The sequence below is a fragment of the Endothiovibrio diazotrophicus genome, assembly GCF_054657215.1.
In genome coordinates, this window is record NZ_BAAHXB010000004.1 from 55,103 (window position 1) to 73,406 (window position 18,304).

General features: G+C 71.5%; 8 protein-coding genes. All 8 read left to right on the forward strand.

What is annotated here, in order from left to right:
- The first annotated feature begins 155 nt into the window (after window positions 1-155).
- The 8 genes from ACYQ2W_RS02145 (at window position 156) to ACYQ2W_RS02180 (ending at window position 18,258) form a co-directional block, all read left to right on the forward strand.
- The gene (locus ACYQ2W_RS02145) at window positions 156-716 is read left to right on the forward strand and encodes a 2-oxoacid:acceptor oxidoreductase family protein (RefSeq protein WP_459862940.1); all 561 of its coding nucleotides are present in this window, start codon (window positions 156-158) and stop codon (window positions 714-716) included.
- Window positions 717-848: 132 nt separating this feature from the next.
- Window positions 849-2,024: a pyruvate ferredoxin oxidoreductase gene (porA, locus tag ACYQ2W_RS02150; protein ID WP_459862941.1), complete on the forward strand. Its 1,176-nt coding sequence runs from the start codon at window positions 849-851 to the stop codon at window positions 2,022-2,024.
- Window positions 2,025-2,145: 121 nt separating this feature from the next.
- Window positions 2,146-3,135: a thiamine pyrophosphate-dependent enzyme gene (locus ACYQ2W_RS02155; protein ID WP_459862942.1), complete on the forward strand. Its 990-nt coding sequence runs from the start codon at window positions 2,146-2,148 to the stop codon at window positions 3,133-3,135.
- A 114-nt stretch (window positions 3,136-3,249) separates the two neighbouring features.
- Window positions 3,250-4,941 (forward strand): FAD-dependent oxidoreductase, encoded by a 1,692-nt coding sequence (locus ACYQ2W_RS02160; protein ID WP_459862943.1) that lies wholly within the window; start codon window positions 3,250-3,252, stop codon window positions 4,939-4,941.
- A gap of 405 nt (window positions 4,942-5,346) precedes the next feature.
- Entirely contained in the window at window positions 5,347-6,969 is a 1,623-nt protein-coding gene (locus ACYQ2W_RS02165; protein WP_459862944.1) for a ShlB/FhaC/HecB family hemolysin secretion/activation protein, read from the forward strand.
- Between the two features lie 11 nt (window positions 6,970-6,980).
- Window positions 6,981-16,427 (forward strand): two-partner secretion domain-containing protein, encoded by a 9,447-nt coding sequence (locus tag ACYQ2W_RS02170; RefSeq protein ID WP_459862945.1) that lies wholly within the window; start codon window positions 6,981-6,983, stop codon window positions 16,425-16,427.
- The gene (locus ACYQ2W_RS02175) at window positions 16,427-17,518 is read left to right on the forward strand and encodes a FecR family protein (RefSeq protein WP_459862946.1); all 1,092 of its coding nucleotides are present in this window, start codon (window positions 16,427-16,429) and stop codon (window positions 17,516-17,518) included. The genes ACYQ2W_RS02170 and ACYQ2W_RS02175 overlap by 1 nt, the downstream gene beginning before the upstream one ends.
- A complete protein-coding gene (locus ACYQ2W_RS02180) occupies window positions 17,515-18,258 on the forward strand; it encodes a SapC family protein (protein WP_459862947.1) in 744 nt (247 codons plus the stop codon). The genes ACYQ2W_RS02175 and ACYQ2W_RS02180 overlap by 4 nt, the downstream gene beginning before the upstream one ends.
- The last annotated feature ends 46 nt before the right edge of the window (window positions 18,259-18,304 follow it).

Genomic DNA, 18,304 nt, shown 5'->3' on the forward strand with positions numbered 1-18,304 from the left:
GGAAGGAGTACATCTTCCCTAAGCGGTCCGGGCATATGGAGCCGGCGGTGAATCGACCATTCACCCCTTTCTTCCCAGTGAAATATTCTCCGTATAGGGTTGCACTTCACGATGGATGATTCATCCTTAACTGGATTACGAGCGTAGGAATTCCCATGATAGAGATTCGTATCCACGGCCGCGGCGGCCAGGGCAACGTGGTGGCCGCCTATTTCCTCGCCATGGCCGCCTTCGAGGTGGGCCGTCATGGCCAGGCCTTTCCCGCCTTCGGCGCCGAGCGGCGCGGCGCCCCGGTGGTCGCCTTCGTGCGTATCGACGACCAGCCGGTACGCCGTCGCTGTCAGGTGTTGGAACCCGGCTTCCTGATCATCCAGGATGAGGCGCTGCTCCACGTCCCCGGCGTGCTCGACGGTCTCCAGGCGGGTGGGCGCATCCTGGTCAACTCCACCCGCGACTCCGCGGAGCTCTCCGCGGAGTTCGGCATCGAGATGACCGCCCTGCCCGCCGGCGCCATGGCCAAGGAGATCCTCGGTCGACCGGTGCCCAACACCGCGCTGCTCTCCGCCTTCCTCAACCTCACCGGCCTGCTGCCCCAGGAGGCGCTGGTGAAGACCCTGGCCCATCGCTTCAAGGGCGGGGTGCTGGAGAAGAACACCCGGTTGGTGGAGGCGGCGGCGGAGAAGGTCGAGGCCGGCGCCTGGACCGCCAGTGTTTAGTGTTGAGTGTTTTGATGTTGAGTGAATATGGCGCCTGCGGCGCGGTGTTTTGGCAGGAGCGCGAAGCGCGACTCCTCCACTAAATACCATAACGTTAAGCACTCAACACTGACCGCGAATCTGAGGTTACCGATGCAAAAAGCTCTCGAAGGTTCCCAGGCGCTGGCCCAGGCCGTCGCCCTCTGCCGTCCCGCGGTCGTTGCCGCCTATCCGATCACCCCGCAGACCCACATCGTGGAGAACATCTCCAAACTGGTGGCCGACGGCCGCTTCCGGTGCGAGTTCGTCAGCGTGGAGAGCGAATTCTCCGCCGCTTCGGTGGTGCTCGGGGCCGCCATGGCCGGGGCTCGCTCCTACACCGCCAGCGCCTCCCAGGGAATCCTGCTGATGGCCGAGGTGCTCTACAACATCGCCGGTCTGCGGGTACCGCTGGTACTCACCTGCGCCAACCGTGCAGTGGGCGCCCCGCTCTCCATCTGGAACGACCAGCAGGACTCCATGGCGGTGCGCGACGCCGGCTGGATCCAGCTCTACTGCGCCGACAACCAGGAGGCGGTGGACACCACCATCCAGGCCTACCGGATCGCCGAGCAGACCGAGCTGCCGGTGATGGTCTGCGTCGACGGCTTCACCCTCACCCACACCCTGGAGCCCATCGACATCCCCGACCAGGAGCTGGTCGACGGCTTCCTCCCCCCCTACGTCTTCTCCCGCGCCCTCGACCCGGCCAAGCCGATCAGCGTCGGCACCCTGGTCTCCCCCGACTTCTACCCCGAGGCGCGCCACTCCCACCACGCCGCCCTGGAGGGTGCCCAGGCGGTGATCGAAGCGGTGGACCGCGAGTGGGCAGAGCAGAGCGGGCGGGCCTGCGGCGGCCTGCTGGAGGTGGACGGCCCGGAGGAGGCGGAGACCGCCATCCTGGTCACCGGTTCGGTGCTCGGTACCTTGAAGGATGCCCGTGAGGCGTACCCCGAACGGGGGCCGGTGAAGCTGATCAAGCTGCGCTCCTTCCGCCCCTTCCCGGTGGAGGCGCTGAAGGCGGCCTGCGCCGGATTGAAGGATCTGGCGGTGGTGGAGCGCGCCCTCTCCCTGGGCGGTGGTGGCATCGTTGCCGGCGAGGTGCGCTCGGCGCTCTCCGAGCTGGAGCAGGCGCCGCGGGTCCACAGTCTGGCCGTTGGCCTCGGCGGTCGCGACATCCCGCTCGACATCTATCCGCGGATCCTCGATGCAGTGGCAGCGGCCGAGACGCCGATCCGCTTCAGCGTCTTCGACGCGGACCTGAACAAACTGCCCGAAGAAGACCGTTGACCTCGATCGCCACGGAGCCACGGAGGGCACGGAGACGAAATGGCGTCCATATCGAAATTCTTCTGCTCCGTGAACTCCGTGCCTCCGTGGCAAGAACCTAATTGAGAGTTGGGATCGCAACATGAACGAAACCGCAATCGACATCGCCCAGCTGCGCAAGAAACAGCCCCGCTTCCAGGGCATCGAATCGGGCCACCGCGCCTGTCTCGGCTGTGGGCAGGCGCTGGCCGCCCGGCTGGTGATGGAGTCGGCCGGCCCCGACGTGATGGTGGCCAACGCCACCGGCTGCCTGGAGATCTTCACCACCCCGTGGCCCGAGTCCGCCTGGCGGGTGCCGTGGATGCACTCGCTGTTCGAGAACACCGGGGCCATCGCCTCCGGCATGGAGGCGGCGTTGAAGGCGCAGGGACGCTCCACCAAGGTGCTTGCCTTCGGCGGCGATGGCGGCACCTTCGACATCGGTTTCCAGGCGCTCTCCGGCATGCTCGAGCGCGGACACAACGTGCTCTACGTCTGCTACGACAACGAGGCGTACATGAACACCGGCATCCAGCGCTCCTCCTCCACCCCGCACGCGGCGATGACCACCACCTCGCCGCCGGGCAAGGAGCGCATGGGCAAGCGCCACCTGAAGAAGGACATCATCTCGATCATCGCCTCCCACCACATCCCCTACGCGGCGACCGCCTCGGTGGCCTACCCCTCCGACATCCGCAAGAAGGTGCGCCGTGCGCTGGCGATCGACGGCCCTACCTTCCTGCAGATCCACTCCCCCTGCCCGCTCGGCTGGGGCCACGAAGGGGACCAGTCGATCGCGGTGGCGCGCCTGGCGGTGAAGAGCGGGCTCTACCCGGTGATCGAGCTGGAGCGCGGGCGGCTCGCCGGGGTGATGCCGATCCGCGAGAAGCACCCGGTGGCCGAGTACCTCAAGGCCCAGGCGCGTTTCCGTCACCTGTTCGCCGACGATCACCGCGCCCGCGAGGAGCAGGAGCACCTGCAGGCGCTGGCCGACCACAACATCGAGACCTACGGTCTGATGGGCGATGGTCCCGACCCGATGGACACCGAGGGGGCCGATACCGTTCGGCGCGGCGGGATGCGTTGGGCGTAGTGCCTTTCGGCCAATGTCGAATGGTGAGTGTTGAATGCTTCGTGGAACGCGCGTCGCGCGCTCCTCTCATTCAACATTCAACATTAAGAATCAAGCATTCATAAGGTTACCAAGATGGTTACTCTGACCCGCAGCGCCTACGCCCATGCCGGCACCTCCACCAATTTCAAGACCGGCACCTGGCGGGTCCAGCGCCCGGTCCACCACCACCTCGCCGCCCCCTGCCACGTCGCCTGCCCCGCCGGCGAGGACGCCCAGAGCTGGCTGGCGCGGCTGGAGGAGGGCAACACCCGCGCCGCCTGGGAGGCGATCGTCGCCGCCAACCCGATGCCGGCGGTCACCGGCCGGGTCTGTCACCACCCCTGCGAGAACGTCTGCAACCGCGGCGGGGTGGACGAGCCGATCGCCATCCACGGCGTCGAGCGCTACCTGGGCGACCAGGCGATCGAGCAGGGGTGGGACTACCCGATGACCCGCCCCGCCCCCGATGCCCCGCCGGTGGCGGTGGTCGGCGCCGGCCCGGCCGGCCTCTCCTGCGCCTACCACCTGATCCGCCTCGGCTACCGGGTGACATTGTTCGACGAACTGCCCGCCGCCGGCGGCACCCTGCGCACCGCGCTCCCCGCCTATCGCCTGCCGCGCACCATCCTCGACGCCGAGGTGGACCGTATCCTCGGCACCGGCATCGAGTTCCGTGCCCACCACCGGCTCGGCCGCGAGATGTCTCTGGAGGAGCTGGAGGCGGACTACCGCGCGGTGTTCCTCGGCCCCGGCACCCAGCGGCCGCGGGAGTGGAGCATCGATGGCGCCACCCCGCGCGACCTCCACGTCGGCCTCGACCTGCTCAAGGAGTGGGTCGCCGTCGGCGAGGTGGTGCGGCCGAAGAGCGTCGCCATCGTCGGCGGCGGCAACACCGCCGTCGATCTCTCCCGGGTGTTGCGCCGTGCCGGGGTCGAAGAGGTCCATGTGGTCACCCACCAGGGGCTGCCCGGTCCGGACGTGCTGGAGGCCGACCGCATGAGCGCCATCCCCCGCGAGATCGACCAGGCGATGGAGGAGGGGGTCACCTTCCACGAGCACCGCGGCATCCGTCGCCTGATCCTGCGCGGCGAGCAGGTGGTGGGGATCGAGATGGTCCACATGAAGAAGATGGACCGCGGCAACGGCAAGCCCGAGCGGGTCGCCTTCGAGGGGACCGAAACGGTGCTCCACGTCGACCAGGTGATCCCCGCCATCGGCCAGGAGGTGGAGCACTTCGGCATGCAGCGGCTGCTGCACAACGCCACCCGCTTCACTGCCGACGCGATGGGCCGTCTCGATGGCCACCCCGCGCTGTTCGTCGGTGGCGACGCCCGCCGGGGCACCACCGGCACGGTGAGCGGCGCGGTGGGCGACGGCCGCCGTGCCGCCCACGCCATCGACCGCCGGATCCACGGCCTGGAGCCGACGGTGGAGAAGGTCGGCGAGCCGGTCGGCCTGGAGGCGCTCAACCTCAACTACTATCCTGCCGGCCTGCGGCCGGTGGAGCCGGTGCTGCCGGTGGAAGAGCGCGGCGAATCCGCCGAGATCGAGCAGGGGATCGGCTCGGGCGATGCCCAGCGCGAGGCCAAGCGCTGCCTCTCCTGCGGCAACTGCTTCGCCTGCGACAACTGCTGGACGCTGTGTCCCGACAGCGCGGTGCTGAAGATCCAGGAGCTGGCCGCCGACGGCTCCCACTACGTCTTCGACTATGACTTCTGCAAGGGGTGCGGGCTGTGCGCCGAGGAGTGCCCGTGCGGCTTTATCGCGATGGAGGACGAGCTATGAAAATCGGCTAGCGCCGCTTTTCATCATGGGTTTGGAAGAGCAAACGGGGCGCTGCGGCGCCCCGTTTTCTTATCCACCCTACGAGGGCGTGTCGGAGCGATTTGCCGCCGGTTACTCCTCGTCGGTGATCTATTACCGGGCATCTGCCGGTCGCCGGGTCCAATATCGTACCCTCGACGGAGGATGGACGGCGTGCGCGAAGAGGCCCAAGGGTTCCCGATGAAATCCTCCAATCTCCGGAGTTTTCCGTTAGCGGTCGATTTTTCCGCCAAACGGTCGGTTTTTACGTCCACGTGATTCCGATGCGACCGCTTCTCTATCCCGCAGCGGCCGGAATCTCGGTAAGATGTATTGGGCAATATCCTACGTATTATCCCGTAACTCGTCCCTGTGCAGGTCCACCCGATGTCCAGAACCGTCCTCCTCGCCGCCTTGCTGCTGCCCGCCGTGGCCCTGGCGCAGTCGGTGCCGCCCAGCGCGGGGACGGTGCAGGAGAGCCTGAAGCGGCCCCGCGCGGTGGTGCCGGTGGAGCCGGGACCGGCGGTGGAGACGCCGGCACCGAGCCGGCCGCCGCTGCCCGAGGGGGGCAAGCGGGTGCGGGTGAACCGCTTTGTCATCCACGGCAACGAGTCGATCCCCATCGAGGAGCTGGCGGCGCTGGTTGAGGAGTGGGAGGGTCGGGACCTCACCCTGGAGGAGATTTACGGGGTCTCCGATGTCCTCACCGGCTACTACCACAAACGGGGCTTTCCGCTGGCCATCGTCACCGTGCCGGCGCAGAAGGTGAGCGGCGGGGTGATCCGCCTGGCGGTGGTGGAGGGACGGGTCGATGCCCTGCGCTTCCAGGGCAACGAAGGCTACGGCGACGACTTCCTCGCCGCTCGCCTGGCGCGGATCGCTCCCGGTACGGTGCTCCGCCTCGCCGACCTCGAGCGCTGCCTGCTGCTGCTCGACGACCTGCCGGGGCTGACCGCCCGCTCGGTGGTCCAGCCGGGGGCGAAGTACGGCACCTCGGACATCGTCTTCAGCATGGAGGAGAAGCGCTGGGAGGGCAGCGTCAGCCTCGACAACCACGGCACCCGCGCGGTGGGCGAGTGGCGGTTCGGTACCGCCCTGCGCTGGAACAATCCCGGCGGTCGCGGTGATGCGCTCGACATCGGCTACACCCGCACCGAGCAGGGGCTGCTCGACAACGTCTCCCTCGGCTACGACCTTCCCGTCGGCCGCGACGGCGCCCGGCTCGGCGCCTCCTACTCCTACGCCGACTACCAGGTGGGGTGGCTGTTCCAGCCCCTGGGCATCGCCGGCAACACCTCCACCGGCCGTCTCGACTACAGCTATCCCTGGGTGCGCAGCCGCGAGCGCAACGTGGTGCTGGGGCTGGCGTTGAGTCACCAGGAGGCGGAGTCCACGGCCCTCGGGACGCCGGTGAGCGATACCCGGCTGACCCTGCTGGAGGCGAGCGTCGACGCCAGTTTCATCTATAAAGAGGGGATGGTGAGCACGCTCTCGGCGACCCTCGGCGGCAATTTCCGCCGCAATCCCGACGGTCAGGCCAACAACCGTCAGCGGTTGCGGCTGGTGGTCGACGCCAGTCACGAGCGGCGGCTGGCGGAGCGCTTGAGCCTCTACTTGCGGGGCCAACTGGTGTGGTCCCCCGATCCCCTGGTGGACACCCAGAAGTTCAGCCTCGGTGGGCCCGACAGCGTGCGCGGCTACCTGCTCGCCGCCGAGCGCGGCGACCGCGGCGGCTTGTTCACCGCGGAGTTGCGCCGGCGCATGACGCTCGGCGAAGGGCTCGACGCCACCCTGCGGCTGTTCGCCGACTACGGGGCGGTACGGCGCCTCGCGCCGGCCCCGGGGGAGGCGGCCGACGCCCATTTGTCGGCGGTGGGGGTCGGCCTGCTGGTGGCCCGCAACGACAATTATGCGGTCGATCTCCAGTGGGCCAAACCCACCGCCGGTCGCCCCTCCGGCGGCGAGGCGGACGCCAGCCGCCTGTGGGCGAGCTTCTCGGCAACCTTCTGAGGAGTGGCAGCGTGATACCAAATCATCATCCAGGGAGTGTCCGCCAAGCGATCCATCGGCTGCTCCACGGCGCCCCGCGGTCGCGCGGGCTAGCCGCCGCCGCGGTGGCCTTTCCCGGTCTCGCCCTGGCCGGTCCCTACGGTGAGCAGATGGTGGCCGGCCAGGTCGCGGTGCAGCGCCCCGATGCCCACACCACCGTCGTCGACCAGACCAGTGCCTCCGCCATCCTCAACTGGAACAGCTTCTCCGTCGGCGGCGACGAGTACCTGCTGTTCCGCCAGCCCGGCACCACCGCGACGATCCTCAACCGGGTCACCGGCGGCGCCTCCTCCCAACTGCTCGGTCGCATCGAGGCCAACGGCCAGGTCTTCCTGGTCAACCCCAACGGGGTCTATTTCGGCCCCGGCGCCCGGGTGGACGTGGCCGGCCTGGTCGCCACCACCCTGCAGATCGACGACGAGGACTTCCTCGCCGGGCGCTACCGGTTCGCCCGCGGCGAGGGGCGGGAGGTGGCCGGCCGGGTGGTCAACGAGGGCATTCTCCGTGCCCGCGACGGCGGCTACGTGGTGCTCGCCGGCGACTACGTGGAGAACGCCGGGGTGATCCAGGCGCGGCTCGGTGACGTGGTGCTCGCCGCCGGCGAGCGGGTCGCCCTCGACGTCGCCGGCGACGGGCTGATCAGCTTCGCGGTGGACGGCGAGGCGCTCACCGACCTGGCGGGCGTGCGCAACCGCGGCGAACTCTACGCCGACGGCGGCCGGGTGGTGATGACCGCCCGTACCGCCGAGGACCTGGTCACCACCGCGGTGAACCACGAGGGGCTGGTCCAGGCCCGCTCCATCGAGGAGCACGACGGCGAGATCTTCCTCGCCGGCTTCGGCGGCGACGTCGCGCTGGAGGGACGCCTCGACGCCTCCGGCGAGGCGGGCGCCGACGGCGGTGCGGTGCGGGTCTCGGGTGATCGTGACATCGACATGAGCGGCCGCATCGACGTCTCCGGCGAACACGGCGGCAGTGTGCGGCTGGTCGCCGAACGGGATCTCGACGTCACCGGGAAGGCGCACATCGTCGCCGCCGGCGCGGCGCCCGCCGGCGGCGGCTTCGTCGAGGTCTCCGGCCACGGTGCGCTGCGCCTGCGCGGCGAGGTGGAGACGGGCCGCGGCGGCCGGTTGCTGATCGATCCCACCACCGTCACCATCGCCGCCGGTGGTACCTCCAACGATGCTGGCGCGAGCACCGCCGGTGCCGCCACCCTTTACCAGAGCTATATCGAAGATCAGTTGAGTCACGGGGCCGACGTGGTCATCGTGGCCGAGTCGCAGATCACCTCCAGCGGTGGTCCCTTCACCATCAGCGGCAGCGGCACCCAAAGTGCCGGGAGCGGCGGCATGCTCGCCCTGGCGATCGGCAGCATCGGTGCCGGGGCCACCAACGGCCTGGTCTCCGGCCTGATCGGTGAGAGTGTCAGCGTCACACCCGGCACCAACGGCAGCATCGCCCTGTCGGGCATCGACGTCGTCGCCGATGGCGGTTTCATCGCCCGGGCCGGCACCGGGGGGGGCGACATCGCACTCGGCAATATCGCCACCGTCGGCCCCGTTGAGTTGACGGCCTCCGGCGGCGCCATCGAGGTTGGGGACGTGGCGGTCGCCGGCGGTTATCTCAGTCCCGTCGGGGTGGCGCTCAGTGCCGGCGGCGACCTCTCCGTCGGCGCCATCAGCGCGGGCAACGTCAGTGCCGGTTCCGTCGACGTCACCCTCGACGCCGGCGGCCGTCTCACCCTCGGTGGCGCCAGACTGCTGCGCTATGCGGAGGCCACGGCGGCGCTCGATCTGACCGGTGGCAGTGCCGTCGACATCGCCGGCGACATCGACGCCGCCGGCGACGCGGTTACCGTGACCCTCAGTGGCAGCGAAGGCCGTGTCACCGGCGCCGGCACCATCACCGCCGGCACCCTGCAGATCGGCCGTAGCGGCGACACCACCCGCTTCACCTCCATCGACCTCAACACCAAGGTCGATACCCTCTCGCTGGGCAACAGCACCGGCTACGACATCGACACCATGGAGATGCCGCAGGTCACGGTCAACGGCGCCGCCGGTGCCGGCGCCCTCACCCTGGCGCTGGGGGACAACGTCGCCTTCGGCACCGTTACCGTCACCACCCCCGGCGCCCTCACGGTGGCCGCCTACGACCCGGCCCTCGCCGCCTCCGCGGTGAGCCTCACCGCCGCCACCGTCGACTTCACCAGCAACAGCGTCGACGTCGCGCTGAGCGACGGCGAATTCACCGCCACCGCCACCACCGGTGCGGTCTCGGTGCAGGCGGTGGATGCGCGGAACATCACCCTCACCGCCGCCGGCGCCCTCACCGCCGGTAGCCTTCACGCCAGCCATACCGGGGGCAGCGCCGCGGTCACCCTCGTCGCCGGCACCGGTTTTACCCAGAACGCCGCGATCACCGCGAGCGGTGACAGCGCCGCCTTCTCCCTGGTGGCCAACGAGGCGGGGATGCTGCTCGGCCACGACGTGACGGTCACCGCGACCGCCGGGGACGCCAGTCTCGCGGTCACCAACCAGTCGACCGGTGACTCCACCCGCATCCATGACGGTGTCACGCTGAGCGCCTCCGCTGGCGACGGCAGTGCGGCGGTTTCCGTTACCGTCAACAACTATCTGAAGACCGGCTGGGGCGGTTCGCTGCATGCCGAAGGCGCTCAGGGGGCCAGCATCGACCTGAGCGCCGCCAGCGGCGCGATCACCGCCGAGGGAGCGATCACCGCCGACCTGCTGGGCAGCGGTGGCGGCAGCGGCAGCGCGGCGATCACCCTCACTGCCGGCAGCGGCATCACCCTCGGTTCCGGCACCCACGCCGCCCTGATCCGCGCCGCCACCCCCGATCCCACTCGCGGCGGTACCACCCGGGTGGCCCTCGACGCGGGTAACGGCACCCTCGCCCTCAACGGCGGTGCCATTCTCGCCCTCGGTTCCGCCGGCCTCTCCTTCGGCAACTCCCAGGGGGGGGCGATCGAGACCCCCACGGCCGTCGGCAGCGGCACCGCCGAGATCACCCTCAGTGGCAGCACCGTCACCCTCGACGACACCTTCCAGGTGGCGGGGGCGCCCAACAGCGTGCTCGGTGCGGTCTACGCCGCCAACGGCAAGGCATCGGTCACCGTTACCGGAACCGCCTCCGACGGGGTGCTGGTGGGCGGCACCTGGGTCGGCGCCCACGCCGCCAGCGGTGACGCCACCGTGGATATCGAGGCGGCCGGCGGGACGATCGGGATTCAGGGTGTCTCCGGCGAGCTCTTCGACGTCCCTTTGGGCTACCACCACCTGGCGCTCAGCGCGATCGCCGCGGGGACGGCCAAGGTCGCCGTCAGCGGCGGCCAGTCGGTGGGCGTCACCTCCAGCGGCGGCGCGCTCGCTCGCGGCGCCGGCAGCGCGGGGGTCCGGGTCAACGTCTCCGGCGGCAGCCTGAACATCGGCTCCGGCACCGCCCTCTACGCCTCCGGCACCGGCAATGCCGCACCGGCGACCATCGACCTCTCCACCGGCCTCGGCAGCCACGGCAGCGGCAGCGCCGACGGTGGCAACCTCGACGTCAGCGGCCGCCTGGAGGCCTACGCCAACGGCGCCTTGCCCGAGGTGCGCCTCACCGCCTGGGGCGACGGTACCGGCAGCGATGCCGGCGCCCTCTCCCTCAGCGGCGTCGCCGGCGTGGTCGCCGCGGATCGCGGCCACGTCGCCAACGGACGCATCGCCGTCCAGGCCGACGAACGGCCCCTCACCCTGTTCTTCGCCACCACCTTCAGCGGCGACGAATTCCACTTCCAGGGGACCAGCGTCACCGTCCCCGGCCAGGTCTTCAGCGAGTTCGCCGGATCGCTGACCGCCGTGGCCACCCGCGGCGACGCCACCGTGGGTTCGGCCAGCGGCAGCGGCGGCATCACCGTCACCGCCGCCGGCAACGTGGTGGTCGACGACCTGAGCGCGCCGCACATCACCCTCACCGCCGGCAGCGGGGTGAGCGCCGGCTCCCTCTACGCCTCCGCCGATACGGGCGCCACCATCGCCATCACCACCGGCGCCGGTGGCCTCACCCAGAACGACGCGATCACCGCGGACGCCAGCGGCGGCGCCACCATCGCCATCACCGGCGCCGGCCCGCTGACCCTGAACAAGGACATCCGGGTCGCCGCCACCAGCGGCGCCGCCACCCTCGACATCACCACCACCAGCGGTGACATCACCCTCGGCCCGGAGGCCCTGTTGTCCGCCGGTGGCCAGTCCGCGAGCGCCAAGCTGAATGCTGCCGGCGACATCGCCATCGGCAACGGCGCCGCGTTCGGTGCCGCGGGCGGCAGTGCCGTCACCGTGCTGGACGCCGGCGGTACGATCGCCGTGGGCGCGCTCTCCCAGGTGGCCGCCACCGCCAACGGCAGCAGCGGCGACGCCACCGTCACCCTTGCCGCCGGTTCCGCCGTCTCCCTCTCCGGCGCGGTTACCGCAGTGCTGAGCGACGCCTCCAACGGCGGTGCCGCCACCCTCACCATCAACGCCGGCAGCGCCGATGGCGGCTGGGCGGCCGTCAACCTCCTCGATGGCGGCCTGCTCTACGCCGGTCCCGACGGCGTGCCCTCCTCCGCCGACGGCATTCCGCTGCTGGGTGTCGCGGAAAACGTCGGTGCCGGCGCCAGCTACGGCCTGGTTCTTCCCGCGTTGAACGGGGCGGGGAGCGCGCGGGTCACCGTCGAGGGTTCGTCCCTCGACCTCAGCGCCGACTTCGCCCCCGACGACCCCCTCGGCCCGGCATCGGTCGTGGGCTTCATCGGCGCCGCCGGGGACGACGCGGCGATTACCCTCAACGCCCACGGCGGCGACGTCGCCATCGATGGTCCGCAGGTCGCCGCGCTGGGCGCTGGCGCGGCGGCGCTGACCGTCACCGCCGGCAACGCCGTGACGGTCGCAGCGGCCGCGGCCGGCGTCGCCACCTCGACCGGCGACGTCGTCCCCGACGCGCGTACCCTCTTCGCCGGCCCCGCCGATCCCGCGGGCAGCGTCGCCGAGGCGAGCGTCACGGTGACCGCCGGCGGGACCGGCAGCGCCGCCTTCCAGATCGGCCCGGGCGCGCGGATCGCCGCTGGCGGTGCCAACGCCTCGGTGGCGGTCACCGCCACCGCCGGTGGGGTCAATGTCGGCGGCGGCGCCAGTCTCGGTGTGGCGGGCCAGAGCGGCGCCACCCTCAGCGTGGCCAGCGGCGTCGACGGCAGCGGCGACGGGGGCGACGTCGACATCGCCGGATTCCTCTCCGCCAACGCCGCCAACGCAACCGGTCTGCTCCAGGTGGCGGCGTTCGGCGACGGCGTCGGCAGCGATGCCGGCGCCATCGGCCTGAACGGGCCGGTGCTGATCGCCGACCGCCTGGAGGTGATCGCCGGGGAGCGGGACTTCGTCCTGCCCGCCGGCATCTCCGTCCTGTCCGCCCCCAATCAGCATTACGAGGCGCCCAACCTCGACCTCTCCGCGGTCGCCCTGACGATGACCGGTGCGCTCGAAGCGGAGGCCACCGCCGGCGATCTCACCGTCGGCACGGCGAACGCCGCGACCCTCGCGCTGAGCGCCACCGGGCAGGTGAGCGCCGGGGCGTTGAGTGCCGACGCCAGCAAGCAGGCGACCCTCAGCATCACCGCCGGCAGCGGCGGGATCGTGCAGAACGGCGAGTTCACCGCCAGCGGCGGCAGCGGTGCCGCGATCACCCTGACCGCCGCCGGTTCGCTGAGCGTCGATCACGGGATCAGCGCCGACGCCTCCTCCGGCGGCGCGGCGGTGACGGTGAGCGCAACCGGCGGCTCGATCGACGTCGGCAGCGGCGTGAGCATCGGCGCCACCGGCCTCAGCGCCACCACGCGGCTCACCGCCGGCACCACCCTGACGCTGGAGGGGGGTGCCGAGGTGCGGGCGCTCAACAGCGGCAGCGCGGGTGACGCCAAGGTGACCCTCGACGCCGGCTCCGGCATCGACGTGGCCGGCGCGGTCGCCGCCTTCCTGGCCGACTCCGGCAACAGCGGCAGCGCCGCGGTGACGATCGACGCAGGCAGCTCCGCCGCCGGCTGGGCGCCGTTCACCCTCACCGGCAACGGGCTGCTCTACGCCGGCTATGCCGCCAGCATCGACGGTATCCCGCTGGCCGGGTTCGCCGCCAACGGCGGCACCGGCAGCGCCTACGGGGTGCTCTTCCCGACCCTCGCCGGGGCGGGCAGCGGCACGGTGGCGGTGAGCGGTTCGACCCTCACCCTCGGCGCCGGCTTCGGTCACTCCAGCGGCGGGTCGGTGCCGCTGCGGGTGGGCGGTCTGATCGGCGCCGCCGGCAACGATGCGGCGATCACCCTCCAGGCCCACGACGGCGACGTGGCGATCCACGGGCCGATGATCGCCGCCTTCGGCACCAGCGGCGGTGGCAGCGGCGAGGATGCGGCGATCACCATCACCGCCGCCGGCACGCTGGCGATCGCCCCGGCCGCCGCCGGGGTCGCCAACGCCGCCAACGACCTCACCCCCGCGCCGCTGACGGTCTTCGCCGGTCACGCGGATGCCGCGGGGACCGCCGTCGACGCCTCGATCACCCTCTCCGCCGCGGGGACCGGCAGCTCCGCCTTCCATCTCGACTCCGGGGCCCTGGTGCGGGCCCTGGCCCACGACGCCGCCACCGTCTCGGTCGCCGCCGCCAACGGCGGGGCGCAACTCGGCGGCGGCCTGCAGGCGGCGGTCTCCGGTGCCTCCGGCGACGCCACCCTCACCGTCGCGGGGGTCGGGGTCACCATCGCCGCCCCCCTGGAGGCGCTCAGTGCCGGTGGAGCCGCCAACCTGACGGTGGACGCCGGCGGCGGCGCGCTCGACTTCACCGCCGGCAACCTGATCGCCGGATTGCGGCCGAGTCACTATTTCCGCGGCAGCGACGCCACCCTCTTCCTCGACGGCAGCACCGCCGCCGGTGATGCCACGGTGACCCTGCTCGGCGATACGATCCAGCTGCGTACCGACTTCGCCAATGAGGGGACCGCTGCAGCGGTTGGCGGCGTCCTCGGCAACCTCGGCTTCACCTACGGCGCGACCCTCAACGGACTGGTGGCGGCGGCGGGTGAGCGGGCCACGGTCCAGGTGGGGGCCCGTCAGGGGGCGGGGAGCACCCTCTCCACCAGCGTGGCCGTGGGCGACAGCGTCGGCCGGCCGCTGCTGCTGGCGGTCGCCAACGGCAACGCGAGCAGCGACCGCGCCGAGATCTCCGTTGCCGCCGACGGGGCGGTGAGCCTGCTGCCGGCCGCCAGCGGCCTCGGCGTCGGCTTCTCCACCGACGGCGGCGGCAACGTCGCCCAACTGCTCAGCGAAAACGCCGCCGGTTACGCCCTGGCGCGGGGCAGTCACGGCGTGGCGTCGGTCTCCGTGGATGCCGGCCAGGTGACCCTCGACGCCCCGGGTGGCACCGGTGCCACGCTGCTCGCCGAGTCGCTGAGCGGCGACGCCACCCTCAGCGTCGACGCCGCCGACTACGGCGCCGGCCCCGCCAGCCACGGCATCGCGCTGGCCGACGGCGCGCGGCTGGCCGCCTATGCCCCCTACGGCAGCGGCCAACTGACGCTGCACGGCCTCGACTACCTCACTCTCGGCAGCGGCGCCTCGTTGTCGGCCACCGGCGCCGACGCCGAGCTCTTCGCCACCGCCACCGCCGGCTACGTAACCACCGCCGCGGAGAGCCGGGTGAGCGCCACCGGGCTCACCGGCAACGCCTCGCTGATGCTCACCAGCGGGCTCGAAGCGGTGGCCGCGAATCCGGCGGCCGATGGCGGCGGGATCACCGTCGCGGGGCAGCTCTCCGCGACGGCGGCCTCCTCCGCCTCGCTCCAGGTGGCCGCCCGGGGGGACGGCAGCGGCGCCGATGCCGGCAGCGTCACCTTCAACGGGGGCCGCGCCGAGGTCGTCGCCGGTGGTACCGGCACGCTCGACCTGACCTCGACGGAGGGCGATGTGGTCCTCGCCGGACATGCGCTCAGTGGCGGCGCGGTCACCCTCCACGCGGGCGGCGACATCTACGACAGCGCGCCCGGCACGATCGGCGGCGACTCGCTGCTGATGGACGCCTACGGCCTGATCGCCCTCAGCCAGACCACCATGACCCTCGGCAGCGGCGAGGCGATCGGCGGCGACAGCCGACTGCTGGAGGTGATGGTCTCCAAGGGGGTGACCGCCCCCAGCACCGGCCCCAACGCCGCCTTCCTCGGCCGCCAGTCGCTACAGCTGGACCTCGACGACCTGACCATCGGCGGCAGCTACCTGTGGCTGCAGACCGATAACCTCAACGGTGACAGCGCGCTCACCGGCAGCGTCACCAGCGGCCCCAATCTGCTGGTGCAGATGAGCGCCTACACCAACGGTCGCACCATCCAGTTCGTCAGCAGCGTGCCGGCGACCCGCCACCGCGCCGGGCTCGACCCCAACATCACCTACTTCGCCTACGACACCTTCGTTTCGGCGGTCTCCCGGCCCGGCACCTCGGTGAGCCTCGGCCAGACCAGCCAGAGCGGCGACGTGGTGATCGGCGACGACCCCGGCAGCGGCAGCGGCGGCACCCTCGACGTCGGCGCCCTCAACCTCTTCTACGCCAACGACGGCAGCCGCGAGATCCAGGTGCAGGCCACCGTGGTCTCCAGCGGCACCGTGGCCGAAGCGCAGCCGGTGGTGGCGACCCCGACTCCGACCCCGACTCCGACGTACGGCCCGACGCCGACGGCAACCCCGACCCCGACGGCTACGCCGACGCCGACGCCGACGGTGACGCCCACTCCGACGGTCACGCCGACGCCCACCCCGACGGTTACACCGACGCCGACGGCGACGCCCACCCCGACGGTTACACCGACGCCGACGGTGACGCCCACCCCGACGGTTACGCCGACGCCGACGGTGACGCCCACCCCGACGGCCACGCCGACGCCGACGGTGACGCCCACCCCGACGGCCACGCCGACGCCGACGCCGACGGCGACGCCCACCCCGACGGCGACGCCGACCCCGGAACCGACCCCGACTTCAAGCCCGAGCCCGACACCCACTCCGACCCCGTCGGATGACGGCGTGCAGGAGGTGGTCAACGACGTCGAGTCCACGGTGAATGACGTCACCAACCCCGACGACGGCGCTGCCTCCGGCGGTGGCGCCCTGCCCGATGACGAGCCGCCCGCGGACGACTCTCCGCCCGGTGCCGGCTCCACGGTCGCCGGCGGTGACGACGAGGAGGAGCGCCGCAACCAGGGCGAAGGCGACGGGAACGGCGAGGAGGGCAGTGGAGGCGACAACACGGCCCAGCCCGAGGAGGAGCGCAACGAGAACCTGACGGAGCGCCCGATGATGGCCCTCGAAGGGGGCGGGGTGAACGGCCAGACCCTGGTGTGCCGCTGATGGGCAGGGGTTGGACGACCACGGGGCGGGGCGTCGTCGCGGCGCTGCTGCTGGTCCTTTGCTGGCCGGCCCTGCCGCTGGCCGCGGCGGAGCCCGCCGGCAAGCTGCTGATGGCCCGCGGCCAGGTGACCGCGGTCGCTCCCGGCGGAGATATCCGGTCGCTTCAGCGGGGCGACGTGGTCTACCCCGGCGAGACCCTGGCCACCGGTCCCAACAGCTCGCTGCGCATCCGCTTCAGTGATGGCGCCTTTCTCTTCCTCCGCCCCGGCTCCCGCTTCCGCATCGACGAGTACCGCGATGCCGGCACCCCGGAGCAGGACAAGAGCGTCTTCTCCCTGCTCAAGGGCGGCTTCCGCTCGATCACCGGCGCCATCGGCCACCGCGACAAGGAGAACGTCAAGATCGGTACCCCGGTGGCCACCATCGGCATCCGCGGCACCGACCACCAGGGGCGCTACTGCCAGGGCGACTGCATCGACCTGATGAACCGGGGCGTCCAGCCGCCCCCCGATGGCCTCTACACCGGCACCACCTCCGGCGCCACCAGCGTCGGCGGGCAGGTGTTCCGCGCCGGTCAGTTCGGCTACACCGACCCCCAGCAGCAGACGGTGACGCTGCCGACGCCGCCGCCGATCCTGAGCGTGGACAACATGCCCGACCCCTCCGCCGGCGGCGGTAACGGCGGCGACCAGGAGGAGGGCGACGGCGCCGCCGGCGGTGGTGCGGCGAGCGGCGAGGGGGGGGATGGCGGAGATCAGGGGGGCGGCGACGGCGGCGGGCAGTCCGCGGACGACGGCTCCTCCTCCGGGGCGTCGGGTGGTGGCGATGGGGGCGACGGCGGATCGGGCGGTGGTGAGGGCGGCCAGCAGGATGGCGCGGGTGGAGAGGCATCCGGCAGCGCCTCCGGCGGTACCGCGGAGGGCGGCGGGGGTGACGGTAGCGGCGCGGGGGACGTCGGCGGCGGGGAGGGCGGCGGTACCGAGCTGCCCGCCGGCGGTGGCGAGGGGAGCGTCGGCGGCGGTCAGGCCCCGGAGGAGTTCGAGATTCCGTCGCGCACCACCACCCCGGTGACCACCGAGTGCATCCGTTGAGCGAGGCGCCCCCGGCGCCCCCCGGCTACCGGGCCATCGTCCCCTTCGACCGGCGCCTGCACCGCGGCCGCGGTTGCGACCCGGCACGGGCCGCCGGTTTCGCCGCCGCGCTCGGCGCGATCCCGCTCGCCAGCGCCGAGCTGTTCGCCGCCGGCCGCGACTACCCGGTGGTCTTCGTCCCCGTCGCCGACCGCTTCCTGCCGATGGCGCTCACCGGCCTGGAGCCGCATCGCAACCTCTGGCTGGAGGCCGACGGCCGCTGGGCCGACGGGCGTTACCTCCCCGCTTATGTGCGCCGCTTCCCGTTCTGCACGGTGGCCGCCCGCGGCAGTGCCGAAGAGGCGTCGCGGCCGCTGATCTGCGTCGAGGGGCAGGCACTGACCGAAGGGGCCGAACCGTACCTCGACGGCGATGGCGTGGCCACCGAACGGTGGCGGGGAGTGGAGGGGTTGATCGACGAAATGGAGGCGGCCCGGCCCGCCACCGAAGCGTTCTGCGCGGCGCTGGTCGAACACCGACTGCTGGAGCGCTTCGAGATGCAGGCACGGCCCCCGGGGGGGACCCAACTGCGCCTGACCGAGCTCTATCGGGTGGACGAAAGGCGCCTCAACCGCCTTTCTCCGAAGAAGATCCGGGCGCTGATGGAGGCCGGCTGGCTATCGCGCATCTACGGCCACCTGATCTCCCTCGACAACTTCACCCGCCTGCTCGATCGGCATCGTCTGTCGGGCGGCAGATGATTCGGCAGCGCAGGAGTGACAAGGAGGAATGAAGTCGACCAGGTGC